13 protein-coding genes, 1 pseudogene and 1 CRISPR repeat array are annotated in these 16,165 nt (G+C 36.4%); of the genes and pseudogenes, 10 read left to right on the forward strand and 4 right to left on the reverse strand.

All coding sequences use genetic code 11. From position 1 onward, the window contains the following. Positions 1-41 precede the first annotated feature (41 nt). A pseudogene (locus NYP65_RS00630) lies at positions 42-371 on the reverse strand (transposase-like zinc-binding domain-containing protein); the annotation flags it as partial. 463 nt (positions 372-834) lie between these two features. Here NYP65_RS00630 and cas3 point away from each other — a divergent pair. The 10 genes from cas3 to NYP65_RS00680 all read left to right on the forward strand — a co-directional run bounded on the left by cas3 (position 835) and on the right by NYP65_RS00680 (position 12,385). Next, positions 835-3,690 carry a CRISPR-associated helicase Cas3' gene (gene cas3 / locus NYP65_RS00635; RefSeq protein WP_115761638.1) on the forward strand — a complete coding sequence of 952 codons (2,856 nt, stop codon included), beginning with the start codon at positions 835-837 and terminating at the stop codon, positions 3,688-3,690. After that, positions 3,677-5,347 (forward strand): type I-E CRISPR-associated protein Cse1/CasA, encoded by a 1,671-nt coding sequence (gene casA, locus NYP65_RS00640; RefSeq protein WP_004574565.1) that lies wholly within the window; start codon positions 3,677-3,679, stop codon positions 5,345-5,347. Before cas3 ends, casA begins: the two co-directional genes overlap by 14 nt. A 21-nt stretch (positions 5,348-5,368) precedes the next feature. After that, on the forward strand, positions 5,369-5,983 hold the full coding sequence (gene casB / locus NYP65_RS00645) for a type I-E CRISPR-associated protein Cse2/CasB (protein ID WP_004132148.1): 615 nt from the start codon (positions 5,369-5,371) through the stop codon (positions 5,981-5,983). Between the two features lie 94 nt (positions 5,984-6,077). Continuing rightward, entirely contained in the window at positions 6,078-7,166 is a 1,089-nt protein-coding gene (gene cas7e / locus NYP65_RS00650; protein ID WP_115761639.1) for a type I-E CRISPR-associated protein Cas7/Cse4/CasC, read from the forward strand. Positions 7,167-7,224: 58 nt separating this feature from the next. After that, positions 7,225-8,100 carry a type I-E CRISPR-associated protein Cas5/CasD gene (gene cas5e / locus NYP65_RS00655; RefSeq protein ID WP_018637825.1) on the forward strand — a complete coding sequence of 292 codons (876 nt, stop codon included), beginning with the start codon at positions 7,225-7,227 and terminating at the stop codon, positions 8,098-8,100. After that, a complete protein-coding gene (cas6e, locus tag NYP65_RS00660) occupies positions 8,101-8,748 on the forward strand; it encodes a type I-E CRISPR-associated protein Cas6/Cse3/CasE (RefSeq protein WP_004574564.1) in 648 nt (215 codons plus the stop codon). It abuts the gene before it with no gap. Between the two features lie 35 nt (positions 8,749-8,783). After that, positions 8,784-9,725 (forward strand): type I-E CRISPR-associated endonuclease Cas1e, encoded by a 942-nt coding sequence (gene cas1e, locus NYP65_RS00665; RefSeq protein WP_415697639.1) that lies wholly within the window; start codon positions 8,784-8,786, stop codon positions 9,723-9,725. 1 nt (position 9,726) lies between these two features. After that, positions 9,727-10,806, forward strand: a complete 1,080-nt coding sequence (gene cas2e, locus NYP65_RS00670; protein WP_004132157.1) for a type I-E CRISPR-associated endoribonuclease Cas2e — start codon at positions 9,727-9,729, stop codon at positions 10,804-10,806. A 107-nt stretch (positions 10,807-10,913) separates the two neighbouring features. After that, positions 10,914-11,489: a CRISPR direct-repeat array (repeat unit 28 nt; unit sequence GTCTTTCCCGCATACGCGGGGGTGATCC). Between the two features lie 190 nt (positions 11,490-11,679). After that, the gene (locus NYP65_RS00675) at positions 11,680-11,967 is read left to right on the forward strand and encodes a hypothetical protein (RefSeq protein ID WP_346284388.1); all 288 of its coding nucleotides are present in this window, start codon (positions 11,680-11,682) and stop codon (positions 11,965-11,967) included. A 130-nt stretch (positions 11,968-12,097) separates the two neighbouring features. Beyond that, positions 12,098-12,385 (forward strand): hypothetical protein, encoded by a 288-nt coding sequence (locus NYP65_RS00680; protein WP_346284387.1) that lies wholly within the window; start codon positions 12,098-12,100, stop codon positions 12,383-12,385. A 560-nt stretch (positions 12,386-12,945) separates the two neighbouring features. On the opposite strand, the gene NYP65_RS00685 is transcribed toward NYP65_RS00680, so the two are convergent. From NYP65_RS00685 to NYP65_RS00695, 3 genes are all read right to left on the reverse strand, one after another. Continuing rightward, on the reverse strand, positions 12,946-13,878 hold the full coding sequence (locus NYP65_RS00685; RefSeq protein WP_016784841.1) for a LysR family transcriptional regulator: 933 nt from the start codon (positions 13,876-13,878) through the stop codon (positions 12,946-12,948). Between the two features lie 206 nt (positions 13,879-14,084). Further along, positions 14,085-14,759, reverse strand: a complete 675-nt coding sequence (locus tag NYP65_RS00690) for an HAD family hydrolase (RefSeq protein ID WP_004132454.1) — start codon at positions 14,757-14,759, stop codon at positions 14,085-14,087. A 13-nt stretch (positions 14,760-14,772) separates the two neighbouring features. After that, positions 14,773-15,789 (reverse strand): ADP-dependent NAD(P)H-hydrate dehydratase, encoded by a 1,017-nt coding sequence (locus tag NYP65_RS00695; RefSeq protein ID WP_346284386.1) that lies wholly within the window; start codon positions 15,787-15,789, stop codon positions 14,773-14,775. Positions 15,790-16,165: the final 376 nt, after the last annotated feature.

Raw genomic sequence — 16,165 nt, forward strand, 5'->3', positions numbered from 1 at the left:
TATTCTGGAAATAGAATTAGTCAGCTTGGCTTTTTGATAATTACTTGTACTACAGATTTACGTCCTAAATGAATACCATCAACGTGAATGTAATCATAAACTTTGTCTACAAATGGTACTTGCGGCCATAAGTCCCATAAAAGCTTATTCTTACGTCTTAAGGTACGGGCTGAGAAATCGTATGAATACTTATCCTGAGTCTTATTAGATAAAAGCCAATTTAAGCCAACTGTTAAATCGTTTGATTGTTTATCATACGCCCTACTTTTAGAAGCCCCACAGTTAGTACAACGGTATCTAGTAGTGCCAGCATTGGTGTGACCATTCTTGCTCATTTTATGATGACAGTTATTGCATAGTGGGTTATTCATACAAATGAAGAATAACCCACATTCGATATACCACGAGCCCTACTGCCATAAGGCTTATGAGCTTATTTTTTACACACTTTTTGTCCAGGTGGCGAATGCGCAGAAAACAGATTCGATTACCGCAAAACGCTTGTATTGCAAGGTCTAAGGCATGATTTCTTACACACTTTTTGGCCTATAACCCCTAATCCGAATAACCAGTACAAGAACCACAATAACAATGTTGTTGATGTATAATCGCTTTTGATAGTCTTTCCCGCATGCGCGGGTGTGATCCTTCTGTGTTTCGTGTTCTATCGTCTTTCTCGCATTGGCGAGGCATTATCTGAGCTTCAAATGCATGTAATATGTTTGAAGCTCAGATAATTATAAATAAATATTCAATACAATCTTCCTTAAAACTTTTATTAAGAGTATATTTACCATTATTTAGTAATCATTGTAGATTAAGGGGATAGTAGGTATGAGATGTAATCATATTGTTAATCCTGCATTATGGGGTAAAAAGAGAGAAGTTAATGGAGTAATGCAATGGCTTCCTCTTGCTCAACATCTTGAAGATACTGGAAATATTATTGGCCAATTATGGAATCATTGGCTTAGTGATGGTCAGCGAAGATTGATTGAATCCTCATTAAGTAAACATGTTGATGCAAAAAAATTATCTCAATTTTTAGGTTGCATACATGATATTGGTAAAGCTACTCCTGTTTTTCAGTTTCGCAAATCGTATTCAAATTCAAAAGATTTAGATATTGCGTTAAAAAATAAGTTAGCTGCTGTTGGTTTCACAAATATTGATGATTTTATTCTTAAGACAACAGATTGGTCAAGTAGTCATCACACTATAACAGGTCAAGCTATTCTTTCTAATGCTGGAGTTCCTGAAGGGATTTGTGGAATCGTTGGCGCTCATCATGGTAAGCCTTTAGATAATAATTACGTTTATGAACATAATGAGTCTTCATATGCTGACCATTACTATCAAAGTGAAACTGAAAGTGAGAATAGTAAATTATGGAAAAAAATGCAGAATGATATTTTGGATTGGGCTTTAGAAAGGAATGATTTTTCTAATGTAGATAATCTTCCTGAAATAAGTGAGCCAGCACAAGTTTTATTGTGTGGATTAGTTATTATGGCTGATTGGATTGCTAGTAATGAAAACTATTTTCCGCTTATTTCAATAGAAAAAGATTTAATAGAAAATCATGAAGAAAGATATAGAAGAGGCTGGGACAAGTGGTTACAACATGGTTCTAAAGATGTATGGGAATCATTAAATTGTTATAGCGATATTTCGCAAATATATAAACATCGTTTTGGTTTCTTGCCGAATGATGTTCAGATAGCGTTGCACGACGTTATTTCTAATTGCGAAGAACCTGGAATTTTTATTCTTGAATCAGCGATGGGTTCAGGTAAAACAGAAGCTTCTTTGATTGCTGCTGAGCAATTGGCAAATCTAACTGGAAGAAGCGGAGTATTTTTCGGTCTTCCTACTCAAGCCACTTCTAACGGAATGTTTAGGCGAGTTGAGAATTGGCTTAAAAGTGTGAATTGTGATTTTCAGGGTGAAATTGGTTTACGTTTAGTTCATGGTAAATCTGAACTGAATGCAGATTATGCGCATTTGCCGCGTGGAATGCAAAATATGAATGATGGTTGTGAGAGTAGTTCTAGTAATAATGATGCGAATAATAATGGAGTAATACTTAATGATTGGTTTACTGGGCGAAAAACAGCAATGTTGGATGATTTTGTAGTTGGTACAGTAGATCAATTTTTGTTAGCTTCGCTAAAACAAAAACATCTTATGCTTCGTCATTTGGGTTTAAGTAAAAAAGTTGTAATTATTGACGAAGTGCACGCGTATGACGCTTATATGAATAAGTATCTTGAAGAATCTCTTATTTGGATGGCAGCATATGGTGTTCCTGTAGTATTGCTTTCTGCCACCTTGCCTGCAAAGCGTAGAAAAGAACTTATAAAATCTTATCTGTTGCGCGGGTTGGGATTTAAATGGAGTGAATGTGATAAGTCTAATGTTGATTTTGAAACAAATGGTTATCCTTTAATCACATACAGTGATAAAAACTGTGTAAAACAAAAATTTATTGAAAATGATGCTAGTGACAATAAATCTGTTTCTGTAAGAAAAATAACAGACGATAACTTACATGAATCACTTGTTAGTGAGCTTAAATCTTTATTAAATAATGGAGGTATTGCTGGGATTATAGTAAACACCGTTAAGAGAGCTCAAGAAATTTATAATGCTTGCGTTGATGAGTTTAGTGATGAAGAAGTGATAGTTATTCATTCGCAATTTATTGCTACGGATAGAGTTAGAAAAGAACAACAGATTTGCAATATGATTGGCAAGAATGCCCATAGACCTGCTCGTGCAATAATTATTGGTACGCAAGTATTAGAACAGTCACTTGATATTGATTTTGATGTTTTGTTTACTGATCTTGCTCCTATAGATTTATTACTTCAACGTGCTGGCAGATTACAAAGGCATACTATAGAGCGCCCAGATTCTCTTAAAGAACCAATTTTATATGTGTTGGGAACCAGTGAGCGGTATGAATTTGATAAAGGCTCTGAGTCTATTTACAGTAAATATTTACTTATGAGGACTCAATACTATTTGCCAGATGTTATAAACATGCCTCAAGATATTTCTCGATTAGTACAAATAGTTTATGGTGATAATCCTTTAGAGTTACAAGAAGATTTGACAGATGCTTATGTTGCTGCAAAAAGAGAATATGATTCAGACAGAAATAACAATGAAAGTAATGCTGAAACATATAGAATTGAAAATCCAAAAACAGAAATCGGTAAAAAATCTATTGTTGGCTTGTTGGAGAATCCAATTGTAAAAGAGTCTGATGAATTTGCACATGCTCAAGTTCGTAATAGCGGTGAATCTATAGAAGTTATTGCTGTTAAAAGAGTTGGATCCGGCTATGGAACTTTCCATGATTGTAAAGATATTTCACAAAATATTGATGATGTGGAAGTTGCAATGAAACTTGCTCAAGAGACAGTAGGATTGCCGTGGATGTTTACGATAAACAGCAATCGTGTTGAAGAAACAATTGCAGAATTGGAAAGAATGCGAAAACAAAAGCAATTCCAAAATTGGGATGATCAGCCTTGGCTGCGAGGCTCTTTGGTGCTTCTATTCGATGAAAATAATATTTGCGAATTATCGAAATACAGAGTTGCGTATTCTGAAAAAAGTGGTATTGTATGTATTAAGAGTTCAGAAGAAGACAGAAAGGAATTAAAAGGTGAGCAGATTTAATTTATTGGATGAGCCTTGGATTTCCGTCATTGTAGACGAAAAAGGCCACAATAAACTCGTATCAATAACAGATGTGTTTAAGAATGCATCTGAATATAAAGCTCTTGCTGGCGATATGAAAACTCAAGATTTTGCATTACTTCGTATTCTTCTAGCTGTACTTCATACTGTTTTTTCTCGATATGACATTCAAGGAAATTCTCGTGAATTTGATTCAGATGAAGAGGATAAAGAGGATTTTAATGAAGAAACAATGAATATTTGGCGCGAAGTTTGGAATTCAAAAAAATTTCCAGATGTAGTCTTCAAATATTTAGAACAATGGCATGATCGTTTCTATCTTTTTGATGACAAATATCCTTTTTTACAAGTACTTAAACAAGATATCGATAGTAAAAAGCTTGGTGGTAAATCTCCTAGCGAGATATCTGGTAAAAATATAAATCGATTGATTTCTGAAAGCAATAATAAAATTGCAGTATTTTCTCCAAAAGATAATGTTGATAATAATAAATCGTCACTTACTGAAGCACAATTAGCAAGATGGATTATTACCTTACAGTCATATGCTGGATTGGCAGATAAGACCATTTTTGGTACGGAAAAATATAAAGCTTCTAAAGGTTGGCTTTTTGATCTCGGCGGTATTGAGATAGTAGGGGCCAATTTATTTGAAACTCTTATGCTCAACTGCGTGCTTGTTGGTGAAATACAATCTCCTGAGAAAAGACAAAAGCCATGCTGGGAATATTCAGGAACAGAAAATGTTGAAAATTCATTTTACGAAACATTTATCGACAATATTTCTCAGCTTTACACTCGATGGAGTAGGGCAATATATATAAATCCTGATACCAGCATTGACAAGCCTATATCGGTCTCTATAGTGAAACTTCCTGATATTAATCATAAAAATGCTTTTATTGAGCCAATGACAGTATGGCAGTATAACAAGGAAGGTGAAAGTAAGGACAAATACACTCCCAGGAAGCATAGAGCAGAAGAATCTATGTGGAGATCGTTCGGGTTACTTACGTTGCAAGAATCAGATGATGGGATCCTAAAAAATCACAAACCGGGAATTATGGAATGGCTTAACAAAATTAAACATGATATTGCTGGTTCTTCTATTTCACTGCAAGCCATAAGTATGAAAGATGACGGCAATGCTACATCTTGGGTCCCTACAGATGAAATATGCGATACTTTGCATATTGATGAAGTTGTAGTAACTGATAATGCTGACAATGGATGGGTATACAGAATTAACAATGAAGTCGAGTATACAAGATCTGCCATAGGATTTATTTACAGGCAATTTCTTCTCGACATATGTGAAATACGCAATAGAAATAAAGATGATGCAACTAAATATTCTGCTAAGTACATTAGTCAGGCTTATTTCTTAGTTGATCAACCGTTTAGAGAATGGTTAGCAAATATTAAACCAAAAGATTTAATGAATGAACGATGTACTCAATGGAGAAATACTTTGCATAGCATACTTATAAATGAAGCAAAAGGCATGTTGGAAAATGCTACATTGCGTGATTTTACAGGTAGGCCTGCTATGCAAAGTGAGAAAGAAACTACAAAAAATATAGTTACGGCTTACAGCATTTTTACTAGTCGATTAAAAAAATTATCAAAAAAATAAAGACATAGAAAGGAGGCTATTATGGCTGAAAATCAAAGCAAATCTGTTGAAGTATCTAATGCTGTTAGAAAAATTATCAATCAATTTTTGAATGGCTCAGATATTGCATCAAGGCGAGCTATGCTTGCTCAACTACGCAACACAATTGGTAAGCCATTAAGTCAGTCTGTAGAAATATGGCCATGGATACTAAGCAATGTTCCAGAAAGCTTTATCAATAAATATGGTGAAGTTAGCTATCAAATGCGATCTGTTATAAACACTTTGCAAATATACGCATTGTATGAACAAGGTAGTGTAGAAAAATCAAGTTATAAGTATTTGAACAAATCTGAAGATTCAGAAAATGAAAAATCTTATAACAATATGGGAACAGCTTTAAGAGCACTAAGATGTGACGAAGGTGTGCGTGGAGCGATGGATAGACGCTTTAGTGTTATGATTACTGCAAGCGATTACGAAAGTTTTTACTATTACCTTCGTCAACTAGTTCGACTACTAAAAAGCAGAACAAAAGAAAATCAACAAGCGATTGATTATTCTAAACTAGCACGCGATTTATATTTACTTCAGTTTGAAGATTCAGAAAAAGTAAGACTTTCCTGGGCGCAAGAATATTATCGCTTAAGCAAGTAGCAATAACTTTTTAGCAATATCACATATTTTAAAAATTACATATTTCAAAAACAACGTTATTAAACAATTAACTAAAATTTAGAAAGGCAAAACAATGGACGCTCATTTATTCTTAGATATTCAAGCAATCCAAGCTGTTCCACCATGCAATATTAATCGCGATGATGCAGGTAGTCCAAAAACTGCTCAATATGGCGGTGTAACTAGAGCTAGAGTAAGCTCTCAATGCTGGAAGCACTCAATGCGCGAATATTTCAAAGAACACAGCGGAGATTCTAATGTTGGAATACGAAGCAAAAACATTGTTAAGTACGTTGCAGATAAAATTGTTGCATTAAAACCAGAATTATCTGAGCAAGAAGCATTAGATTTAGCAAATAAAACGTTAAATAATGCTGGCGTTAAAACTAAAAAAGATAATGATGAAATAGTTCCTACAGCAAAAGCTTTATTCTTCTTAGGAGAGACTCAAGCAAATTCTCTAGCGCAAGCAGCAATCAATAATGTTACTGACAAGAAGCAACTGCAAGAAATCTTGAAAGATAATCCACCTATTGATATTGCTTTATTTGGTCGCATGCTTGCAGACGATCCATCGCTTAATGAGGATGCTTCTTCTCAAGTTGCTCACGCAATTTCCACTCACGCTGTTCGTGCTGAATTTGATTACTATACTGCTGTTGATGATTTATCTACTGAGGATAATGCTGGAGCTGGAATGCTTGGAACAATAGAATTTAATTCTTCAACGCTTTATCGTTATGCAAATGTGGCAGTACATGAGTTTAGCCATCAGTTGAGCGATAACAAAGAATCTACAATTAATGCTCTTAGACTTTTTATTGAAGCTTTCGCTAACGCTATGCCTACTGGAAAAGCAAATACTTTTGCGAATCAAACTTTGCCGCAAATGCTGGTGGTAACTTTAAGAGATGACAGACCAGTGAATTTAGTGAGCGCATTTGAAGATCCAGTAAAAGCAAAAGACGGATATGTTTCAAAATCTATTGAGAAACTATCTCAAGAATACGAAAAAGTTCAAAAATTCGTCAATAAGCCACTTGCATCATTCTATGTAACAATGGATTCTTCAAATGAGAATCTTAAATTAGGAGTGGAAGAGCAAAGTATGCAGCAATTATTGGATGATTTTTCTTCTAAAGTCTCCGAATTTCTTCAGTAAATTCCTTAATAAATAACACTTATTAGTTGATATTTAGTGTTTAATAGTTAGGAAGCTTATGAAAAGTTTATTACTGAAGTTTTCTGGACCGTTGCAATCATGGGGTACGGATTCGCATTTTGAGACTCGTCACACAGACTACTATCCATCTAAAAGTGCGGTAGTAGGTATGATTGCTGCAGCTTTTGGATATAGAAGAAGCACAGATTGTGATGAAGAGATTGCAAAGCTTAATGATTTAGATTTTGCAGTACGAATAGATCAGCAAGGAAATTTGCTTAGAGATTATCATATTGCTGCAAAATATAAGCCTAACGGTGACTTTGAAAAAAATTACGTTACAAATCGTTACTATCTAGAAGATGCCATATTCCTAGTTGCAATAGGATCCGATAATGAGCAACTTATTTACAGTATTAACGATGCGTTGCGCTCGCCGTATTTTCAATCTAGTTTAGGCAGAAGATCATTGCCTCCTACAGCTGATTTTATTCTAGGCGTAGAAGATTGCGGAGTAATTCAAGCATTATTAACGTATGAGTGGCTTGCAAACAAGTGGTCTAAAAAAAGATTTAATACTTCTAGACTATCTGAAGCATCAGAGTCTTCTATTGAATCGTGCAATGAAGTATTTATATCCTTATACGCTGATTCTGATTTAGTAGATAAAGCTGCAGCAGAATTAGTCAAAGACGATACTAGTACTTATAAAATTCAGGAATCAGTTCGTAGATTACGCAAGGATTTCGTTAATTCTTTCTCTAACAAGGAAAGAAAATTCGGATTTCGTTACGAGTCAAAAATGGGAATACCTATTAAGAGAATTCTCCACAATAATTCGGATTCGGAAGGTATTTCATCAGATAGTAAGCATGTGAAATCTACTGGAGATTTTATTGCTGAGCATGATGCTTTTTCTGGATTGGAGTCTTAAATGTCTTATTTAAGCAGAGTTGAAATTGATTATAAAAAGCCCTCATCATTGAGAGATCTTAAATCTGTTGGTGCCTTTCATAACTGGGTTGAGCAAAGTTTTCCCTACGAATGGGAGAATCATGAAAGAATCAGAAAGCTATGGAGAGTTGATGTTTTGCATGGAAAACATTACTTGCTTATCGTAAGTGATTCTAAACCAGATTTGCAACGTCTAGAGATGTATGGTGTTGCAGGAACAGCGTCAAGTAAAACTTATGATAAGTTTTTAGACTCACTAATGAATGGCATGAGAATGCAATTTCGTGTGACGCTTAACCCTGTTGTTTCTATTTCTGATAATGCTGAAACTCGCACTACTAGAGGTAGAGTAGTACCACATGTTACTTATGATCAGCAGATGAATTTTTTGTTTAATCGCGCACAAAAATTAGGTTTTTCGTTGAACGAAAATGAATTCGCTATTGTTGAACGTGGATATAGCTTATTTACAAAGTCAGAAAAACCTATTCGATTAAGTAAAGCTGTTTATCAAGGTATTTTAACAATTAACGATGCAGACACTATGCGTAAAACACTGCTAGAAGGAATTGGCAAAAAGAAAGCGTATGGCTTTGGAATGATGACAGTAATTCCTTTAGGTAATTAAATAAATGACGCTATTTTATTAAAGGCTGTAACAGTATGAAAAAGAAATTCGGTGCTCAAAAAGCTGAAATATCAGAGCTTCCACGTATAAGCGACAGAGTGAGTTTTATATACGTAGAGCATGCGAAAATTAATCGTCTTGATAGTGCTGTTACAGTCTTTGATGCAAATGGAACTATAAGAGTTCCTGCTGCAATGATTGGCGTTTTACTTTTAGGTCCTGGCACGGAGATTACTCATAGGGCAATGGAATTACTTGGAGATGTTGGCGCAAGCATAGTTTGGGTTGGTGAGCATGGGGTTCGCAATTATGCTCATGGTAGAGCATTGTCAAGAAGCTCAAGATTGTTGGAAAAACAGGCAAAACTTGTTACGAATAATAGGTCTAGATTGAGTGTTGCGAGAAAAATGTATCAAATGCGTTTCCCTAATGAAAATATATCGTCATATACTATGCAACAATTAAGAGGTCGAGAAGGAGCTCGTGTAAGAAGCATATATAGGGAGATGTCTAATAAATACAATGTTCAATGGAATGGCCGCGATTATAAAGTCGATGATTTTGAAAGTGGTACTGTTGTTAATCAAGCATTGTCTGTAGGTAACGTATGCCTATACGGTTTAGTGCATAGCATAATATCTGCTTTAGGTTTAGCGCCTGGATTAGGTTTCGTGCATACTGGCCATGATCTTTCTCTAGTATACGATATTGCAGACTTATATAAAGCTGAATTAACTATTCCTGCATCTTTTGAAATTGCTTCTCAGTGTGAATTCGACGATGATATTGAACGGTTAATGCGTTTGAAAATGCGTGATTGCTTCGCAAATTGCAACATAATGTCTCGTATTGTTAATGACATACAAAATCTTCTTGAAATACCGATTGACGATCAAATTACTGTTGATGTAATACATCTTTGGGACGATAAGGAAATTCTAGTAGCTTCTGGCGTAAATTACAGTGAGGTGAATTGATATGCCGTTAACTGTGATTACGATGACTAACTGCCCACTATCTTTAAGAGGTGATTTAACCAAGTGGATGCAAGAAATAGCTACAGGCGTTTATGTCGGCAATTTTAACAGTAGAATCCGTGAAGAATTATGGAAGCGTATAGAAAACAGTGTTGGAAATGGTGTTGCAACAATGAGTTTTTCTTCCAGAAATGAAATTGGCTACGATTTTAAGACTATCCATTCGCATCGTGAAGTGGTTTATTCGGATGGATTACCTCTGGTACGTATTCCAACAGTTGATACATTAGAAAACGCTATTAAACATGGATTTAGCGATGCAGCACATTTTCATAACGCAAGGAAATTTTCAAATGCTAGGCGTAAAAGTATTAATACTACTTCTAATAAAATTGAAGATAATCTTACAAATGAGAATATTAGTAATCTAAGTTACGATAATATTTCTCGAACTGCAAACTTTACTACGAATAATGAAGAAATAACTTGTACAGATTACTGGAAAGATTTTATTGGTAAAATAAGTAAGAATTTTGTTGTAATAGATTGCGAAACTACGGGTTTAAATAGCAAAGTTGATAAAATCATTGAAATTGGAGCCGTTAAGTTCATTGATGGGAAAATTGAAGAATTCCAAAAACTAATAAAGATTAATTGCGATAGCGTTAGTAATTTTAATAAAAATAATTTTATTCCTAATAAAATTATTGAGCTAACTGGTATTACAACTAATATGCTTGAGTCTTATGGTGTAGGATTAGATTTAGCATTAAGAGAATTCATTGATTTTATCGGAAAATTACCGATACTTGGATACAATATACAGTTTGATATGTCATTTTTGAATTCTGCTTTATCTTCATTAGGTGAAAGATTTGACGATTCTCTTTTAATTAATAAAATTTTTGATATCTCTCGTTTTGTAAAGAAAGAAAAGAAATTTTTAAAAAATTACCAGCTAAAGACGGTGCTGCACGAATACAACATTTCTGAATCCGTTCCGCATAGAGCTCTTCTGGACGCTAGACTAACAGCGCATCTTGTTTTTAATTTGAAAGGATTGTTAAAATTTATTTCATAAAAATAAAATACTGTTGTACCATGTTCTGTGATAGGTTGAATTTGAAAAGTAAATGAAATTTGACTGTTTCTGTTATGGAAATGGCCATTTTTATTGGGATTTTAAGTGTCTTTCCCGCATACGCGGGGGTGATCCTTTCCTAGTTTTTTTATTAGAAAGGTTAAAAAGTCTTTCCCGCATACGCGGGGGTGATCCCTATTACGCCTGTTGAAACACAAAATGTTGAAAGTCTTTCCCGCATACGCGGGGGTGATCCCGGTACGATATGAAACTTTAGCCAAATCAACATGTCTTTCCCGCATACGCGGGGGTGATCCTTGGAAACTCTGGAATAATAACGGTACGATATGGTCTTTCCCGCATACGCGGGGGTGATCCCATCTGGTACATTCTTTGATTGTATGCAGCACTGTCTTTCCCGCATACGCGGGGGTGATCCCGATAACCAGCCAGAATAAAAAGACAATAAGGAGTCTTTCTCGCATACGCGGGGGGGATCCCACGTCAATTTTCATATTTTCCAAGCCATTTGTGTCTTTCCCGCATACGCGGGGGTGATCCCCAGTAGACTTGCAATCGCAACAAGTATTTCCAGTCTTTCTCGCATACGCGGGGGTGATCCTAATACATCGCGCGTAGAAGTGACGCGAATCGAGTCTTTCCCGCATACGCGGGGGTGATACTATATAAATATTGTGATACAGTATAACCAGCGTGGGGACCTCGGCAACCAGCTTTCAAGACTGGAACATCAGTCTGAGGAGCACCCCACGTTTTTCAGTTTTTTGCAACGATTGAGCGAGAAAAGAAAAAAGGGTGGCGCGTTAATACCTTGTTCTCAGTTGTGGAAAATAAGAGAGGAGTGAAAAGCTAATGGATATGATGAAAATTTGTTATGACATGGTTGAGAAACTCCGTCCATATGCAGAACCTAACATGGATAAGCTCTCTAAAGAAGCAGCCAATAGTGCTATTCGAGCGGGCGAACCGTCTATTGCAATTGATTATTATTTAGTAGAAGCATGGATGCACAAGAGCGCACCTAAAGAGTTGCTAATAGAAGCCTATAACCTGCTAGATCCTTATGAATGCGGCGATGATTATGACGATATAGCAGACGATTTAGGTGTACCGCGTAAAGTTCATTCACCAGATGAATAAAGAATAAATTTTATATTAAATTAACAACTATCAGATTTTAGCTACCTTGCAAAAGGTGGTAAGCAATTAAAAGTATGCGCGTTAATACCTTGTTCTCAGTTGTGGAAGATAAGAGAGGGGTGAAAAGCTAATGGATATGATGAAACTTTGTTATGACATGGCTGAAAAACTTCGTCCCTATGCTGAGCCATATATGAGTGAATTTTCCAAAGAATTTGCTAATGATGCTATTGACGCAGGAGAACCGTCAGTTGCAATTGATATTTATTTAGTAGACGCGTGGCTGCACAAGAGTGCGCCTAAAGAGTTGTTAATCGAAGCATATAACCTGCTAGAGCCTTATGAGTGCGGCGATATACATGACGATATAGCAGACGATTTAGGGTTGCCGCGTAAAGTTGATCCATTAGACGAATAAAAAATAAATTTTGGTCTATAACCCTAGAACCTATAACCCTAGAAAATATGCTTAGAATGAAAATTGCGAGGAACCCCTCGACTAACAATCTGACGTAAACGGCAGCTGCGAGGCCCTCGCGTTACATTCATTATAGCGTTATTTTTTAGAATATCCAATGTAACAGGGGCTTCAATAAATACTATTCTTCAAAAACGTTTATCTAGAGAAGATACGAAACTAAATTGCGTTTGCATAATAGAAAACGGGAAAATTAACTATTACAAAAGAGCTGGTCATTTCCCCAAACCCACCCCGTGAAGGGTCAAGGGTAAGGGGGAGCCCCAGCTCTCAATTCGATTCTATCATATGGTTTTTTTACATCTTTCTAGTGCTAGATGGTAAATCCCTCAATAGTTCGAATCCCACAGGGGGCACATGCAATCATTCTCACATTCGTGTTAATGACCCAAAATAAGGGCTAATTGCAAAATCTGTAGCTATGCTAACAAAGTTCTACGCACAGTTTTATCGCACAGTGCTACGCGTAGCTTCATTACGCAGTTTTGTTACGTAGCCGTCTACTTAGCTCTATTTATAACCTGATACCCGTGTTTAATTAGCACAGATTCGAGTTGAGAAAGATACGCAAGTGCTGCAGGAGAAAGATTCGTGCGCTCATTCTTAATCCACCCAACGAGCATTGTTTCTTCGCAATCCAGCGGAATGGTCACGATTTTCTCGTTGTTCAAATCGCCATTGTCGATTCCAGTGCAAATCGTAAAACCATTAAGGCCAATAATAAAGTTCAAAATGGTTGCGCGGTCTGTAACATTAATCTTTTTAGGCGGATGTTGAGGCCATACCGCTTCCTCTGTAAAGAAGAAGCTCCCGTCTTCTCCTTGCTCGTACTGAATAAACGGATATGGTCGCAAATCCTCCAAAGTAAGCTTCTTGCGATTTGCGAGCGGATTATTCCTAGAAATAAAAACGTGCAAATTAGCGCGGAAAAGCGGATGAAACTCAAGATGCTTTTCTCGAAGCATTTTTCCAATAACGTCTTTGTTGTAGTCGGAAAGATAAAGCAAACCAAGATCTGCGCGCATTGAAGTCACTTGATTAATAATGTTTTTTGTGCGCGTTTCCCTGAGCGAAAACTCGTACTCGTTAGAATCAATGCTGCGAATCATGTCTACAAAAGCCTCAACGGCAAACATGTAGTGCTGAGTCGCAACGCTGCAAAGCTGTTTTCTAGGCTTAGTGCTGTTGTATCGCTCTTCTAGCAGATCTGCTTGGTCTAAAACTTGGCGCGCGTATGTTAAAAACTCAGCTCCGTCAACCGTTAATGCAATTCCTTGAGAAGACCTTGTAAAAATCTCAATTCCAAGCTCTCGCTCTAGCTCTTTTACGGAAGAGCTTAACGCTGGTTGTGAAACAAAGAGTTCATGCGAAGCTTCGTTCATAGATCCGCACTCTACGATTTTCACAATGTACTTTAATTGCAGCAGCGTCATTATTAAGAGCCTTCCGATTTTTGGGATTTATACTTGACTATTTTTTATACTTGACTATTTCCAACTATTACAACTATAACAACTATAAACTAACGCCTATAATCTTGCGATTAATGCCTATATTTAACGCCTATAATCTTGCGATTAATGCCTATATTTAACGCCTATAATCTTGCGACTTTGGCTTAGCGCTTATAATCTAACGCTTATAATCTAACGCCCAGCGATGCCAAATCTTCTCTAGCTTTTTGCGCTGTAGTAAAAACAAACCCATGCATTCCAACGTTATGCGCGCCATCGATATTTACTGGCTTATCGTCGAAGAAAACAGTTGTTTGCGGTTTTAACCCAAATCTGCTCATAGCAAGCTCAAAAATTTCGGGCTGTGGCTTATGCAATTTTTCAACGCCAGAAATAACCGTACCCTGTAAAAGTGTGTTCAATTCTGGGAATTTACGCAATGCTAGTGGGAAAGTTTCTTTAGACCAGTTAGTCAATCCCCAAACGCCGTAGCCAGCTTTGCGCAAATCGTGCAATAAATCAACCATTCCAGGCATCATGCGTGTAAGAACTTGATCGTAGTGTGCGCAATACCATTGAAAAGCGTTGCTAAGATCCTTGCCAAATCGCCTATCGTATTCTGGCAAAAGGTCTTTTAGTAGTTCGCCGCCGTCCATTCGGTCTTCAAACTCATAAAATCCAGCCAAATCGTCTTTTCCAAAAGTGCCATTAGGGCAAATCGTGTCTACCAAATCTGGGAACTGTTTTTGCAAGCAATTTCTGCAATTCCACTCGAGCAAAACTTTGCAATAATCGAACATTACGTCGTGAATTTCAACAGATTCTGCATTTTTATTTGTGTTGATATTTTCGCTTGTCATTTTTCTTCTTTCACTAATCAAGATTCATTAAAAATCCAAGAGCATAAGGCAATGCATCAATAATATCGCTTGCGACTATTGGATGCTCAATATTTTCGTAATTTTTGTAATTTTCGTAATTTTCGCAATTGTAAACACTTTTTGCATACGACTTTGCGTCTAACTTTTCATACGACTTTGCAGCCAACTTTGCAGCCAATCCATGGATTACAGCCGCGCTCGCTGCGATTAATGCGTAGTTTGCGTTTTGATTTAGTTCGCAATTGTTCTGTGCAAGAAGCGCGCCTAAAAGTCCAGCAAGAACATCTCCAGACCCTGCGGTTGCAAGCCAAGATGGCCCATATTTGCAAGTAAATATTGGCAAGTTCAAGTTCTTTGCAGACGCAACAACAGTTGTAGAGCCTTTAAGAAGAACAGTTGCTCCAGTAAGATTTGCCGCTTTTTGAGCGAATTCTACAGGATTTTTTGCAATATTTTCCGCGCTAAAATCAAGGTTATAACGTTTTAATAGCTTGCTTAATTCTAAAGCATGAGGAGTTAAAACAACTTTTTCACAAACTTTTTTAGGCAGTAAATCAAGCGCTCCAGCGTCTACGCATACAGGCGGTAGGTTTGTGTTTTCTTGATTTTGTGCGCTACATGCGCTATGTGCGCTATATGGTTTAAGCAAGTCTAAAATATAGTCTCGTTGCGATTTTGTTGAATCATCATTGCAATGCTCATAATCTGGGATTCCAGATCCAACAGTTATAGCATTGACTTTTCCTTGCAAGCAGTCTGAAACAACGGCTTCTGGAACTGCTTGTAAAACAAGATTTTGCGCTCTAAATGGCCCCGCGTAGCGAACCATGCCAATGTTGCTGCGTGATGCAGATTTTGTGCTTAAAACAGCCGCTCCTGGGTATGCGTTTGATCCTGTTATTAATCCAAGAACGCCTCTAGAGTACTTATTGCTCGATTCGTTTGGTTTTTTTAAGCATTTGCTAGCATCTTTTACATCTATACTGGCTGTGTTTAGAAGTGGAGTCATATTTACGATTCTAGTGAATATATGCGATTGTTGATTGTGTGCGATTGTTGATTATGTGTGATTATTGCTTGATAGTAGTGACAATTTTGCGTTCCTATACATCATTTATTGGCAAATCGCAAGAAAGGTCGCAAGAAAAATCGCAATTATATCAAACAAAAAAATTGCGACACGCTGTTTTATAAAAAATTCCGATAATTTTTTGTGATTTTATTGACCAAGCTTTTTATTTTCTCTATGCTTAAAGCGTTATTGCTAACGATAATCTTTCCTAATTACAAGATTAAAAAAGATAGCACAAGTTAAAGTGCATAGGAAAACACAAGAAAAATTGCAATAATGTGAATTTCAATAATGTGAATTCATAGATTCCGGA

Source organism: Gardnerella sp. c12Ub_1 (genome assembly GCF_055804375.1).

What these genes read in the sequence shown, in the direction of transcription:
- cas2e (WP_004132157.1), top strand. Translation starts at nt 9,727, where the DNA reads ATGCCGTTAACTGTGATTACGATGACTAACTGCCCACTATCTTTAAGA.
- cas5e (WP_018637825.1), top strand. Translation starts at nt 7,225, where the DNA reads ATGAAAAGTTTATTACTGAAGTTTTCTGGACCGTTGCAATCATGGGGT.
- NYP65_RS00685 (WP_016784841.1), bottom strand. Translation starts at nt 13,878, where the DNA reads ATGACGCTGCTGCAATTAAAGTACATTGTGAAAATCGTAGAGTGCGGA.
- NYP65_RS00675 (WP_346284388.1), top strand. Translation starts at nt 11,680, where the DNA reads ATGGATATGATGAAAATTTGTTATGACATGGTTGAGAAACTCCGTCCA.
- cas3 (WP_115761638.1), top strand. Translation starts at nt 835, where the DNA reads ATGAGATGTAATCATATTGTTAATCCTGCATTATGGGGTAAAAAGAGA.
- cas7e (WP_115761639.1), top strand. Translation starts at nt 6,078, where the DNA reads ATGGACGCTCATTTATTCTTAGATATTCAAGCAATCCAAGCTGTTCCA.
- NYP65_RS00690 (WP_004132454.1), bottom strand. Translation starts at nt 14,759, where the DNA reads ATGACAAGCGAAAATATCAACACAAATAAAAATGCAGAATCTGTTGAA.
- NYP65_RS00680 (WP_346284387.1), top strand. Translation starts at nt 12,098, where the DNA reads ATGGATATGATGAAACTTTGTTATGACATGGCTGAAAAACTTCGTCCC.
- NYP65_RS00695 (WP_346284386.1), bottom strand. Translation starts at nt 15,789, where the DNA reads ATGACTCCACTTCTAAACACAGCCAGTATAGATGTAAAAGATGCTAGC.
- casB (WP_004132148.1), top strand. Translation starts at nt 5,369, where the DNA reads ATGGCTGAAAATCAAAGCAAATCTGTTGAAGTATCTAATGCTGTTAGA.
- cas6e (WP_004574564.1), top strand. Translation starts at nt 8,101, where the DNA reads ATGTCTTATTTAAGCAGAGTTGAAATTGATTATAAAAAGCCCTCATCA.
- cas1e (WP_415697639.1), top strand. Translation starts at nt 8,784, where the DNA reads ATGAAAAAGAAATTCGGTGCTCAAAAAGCTGAAATATCAGAGCTTCCA.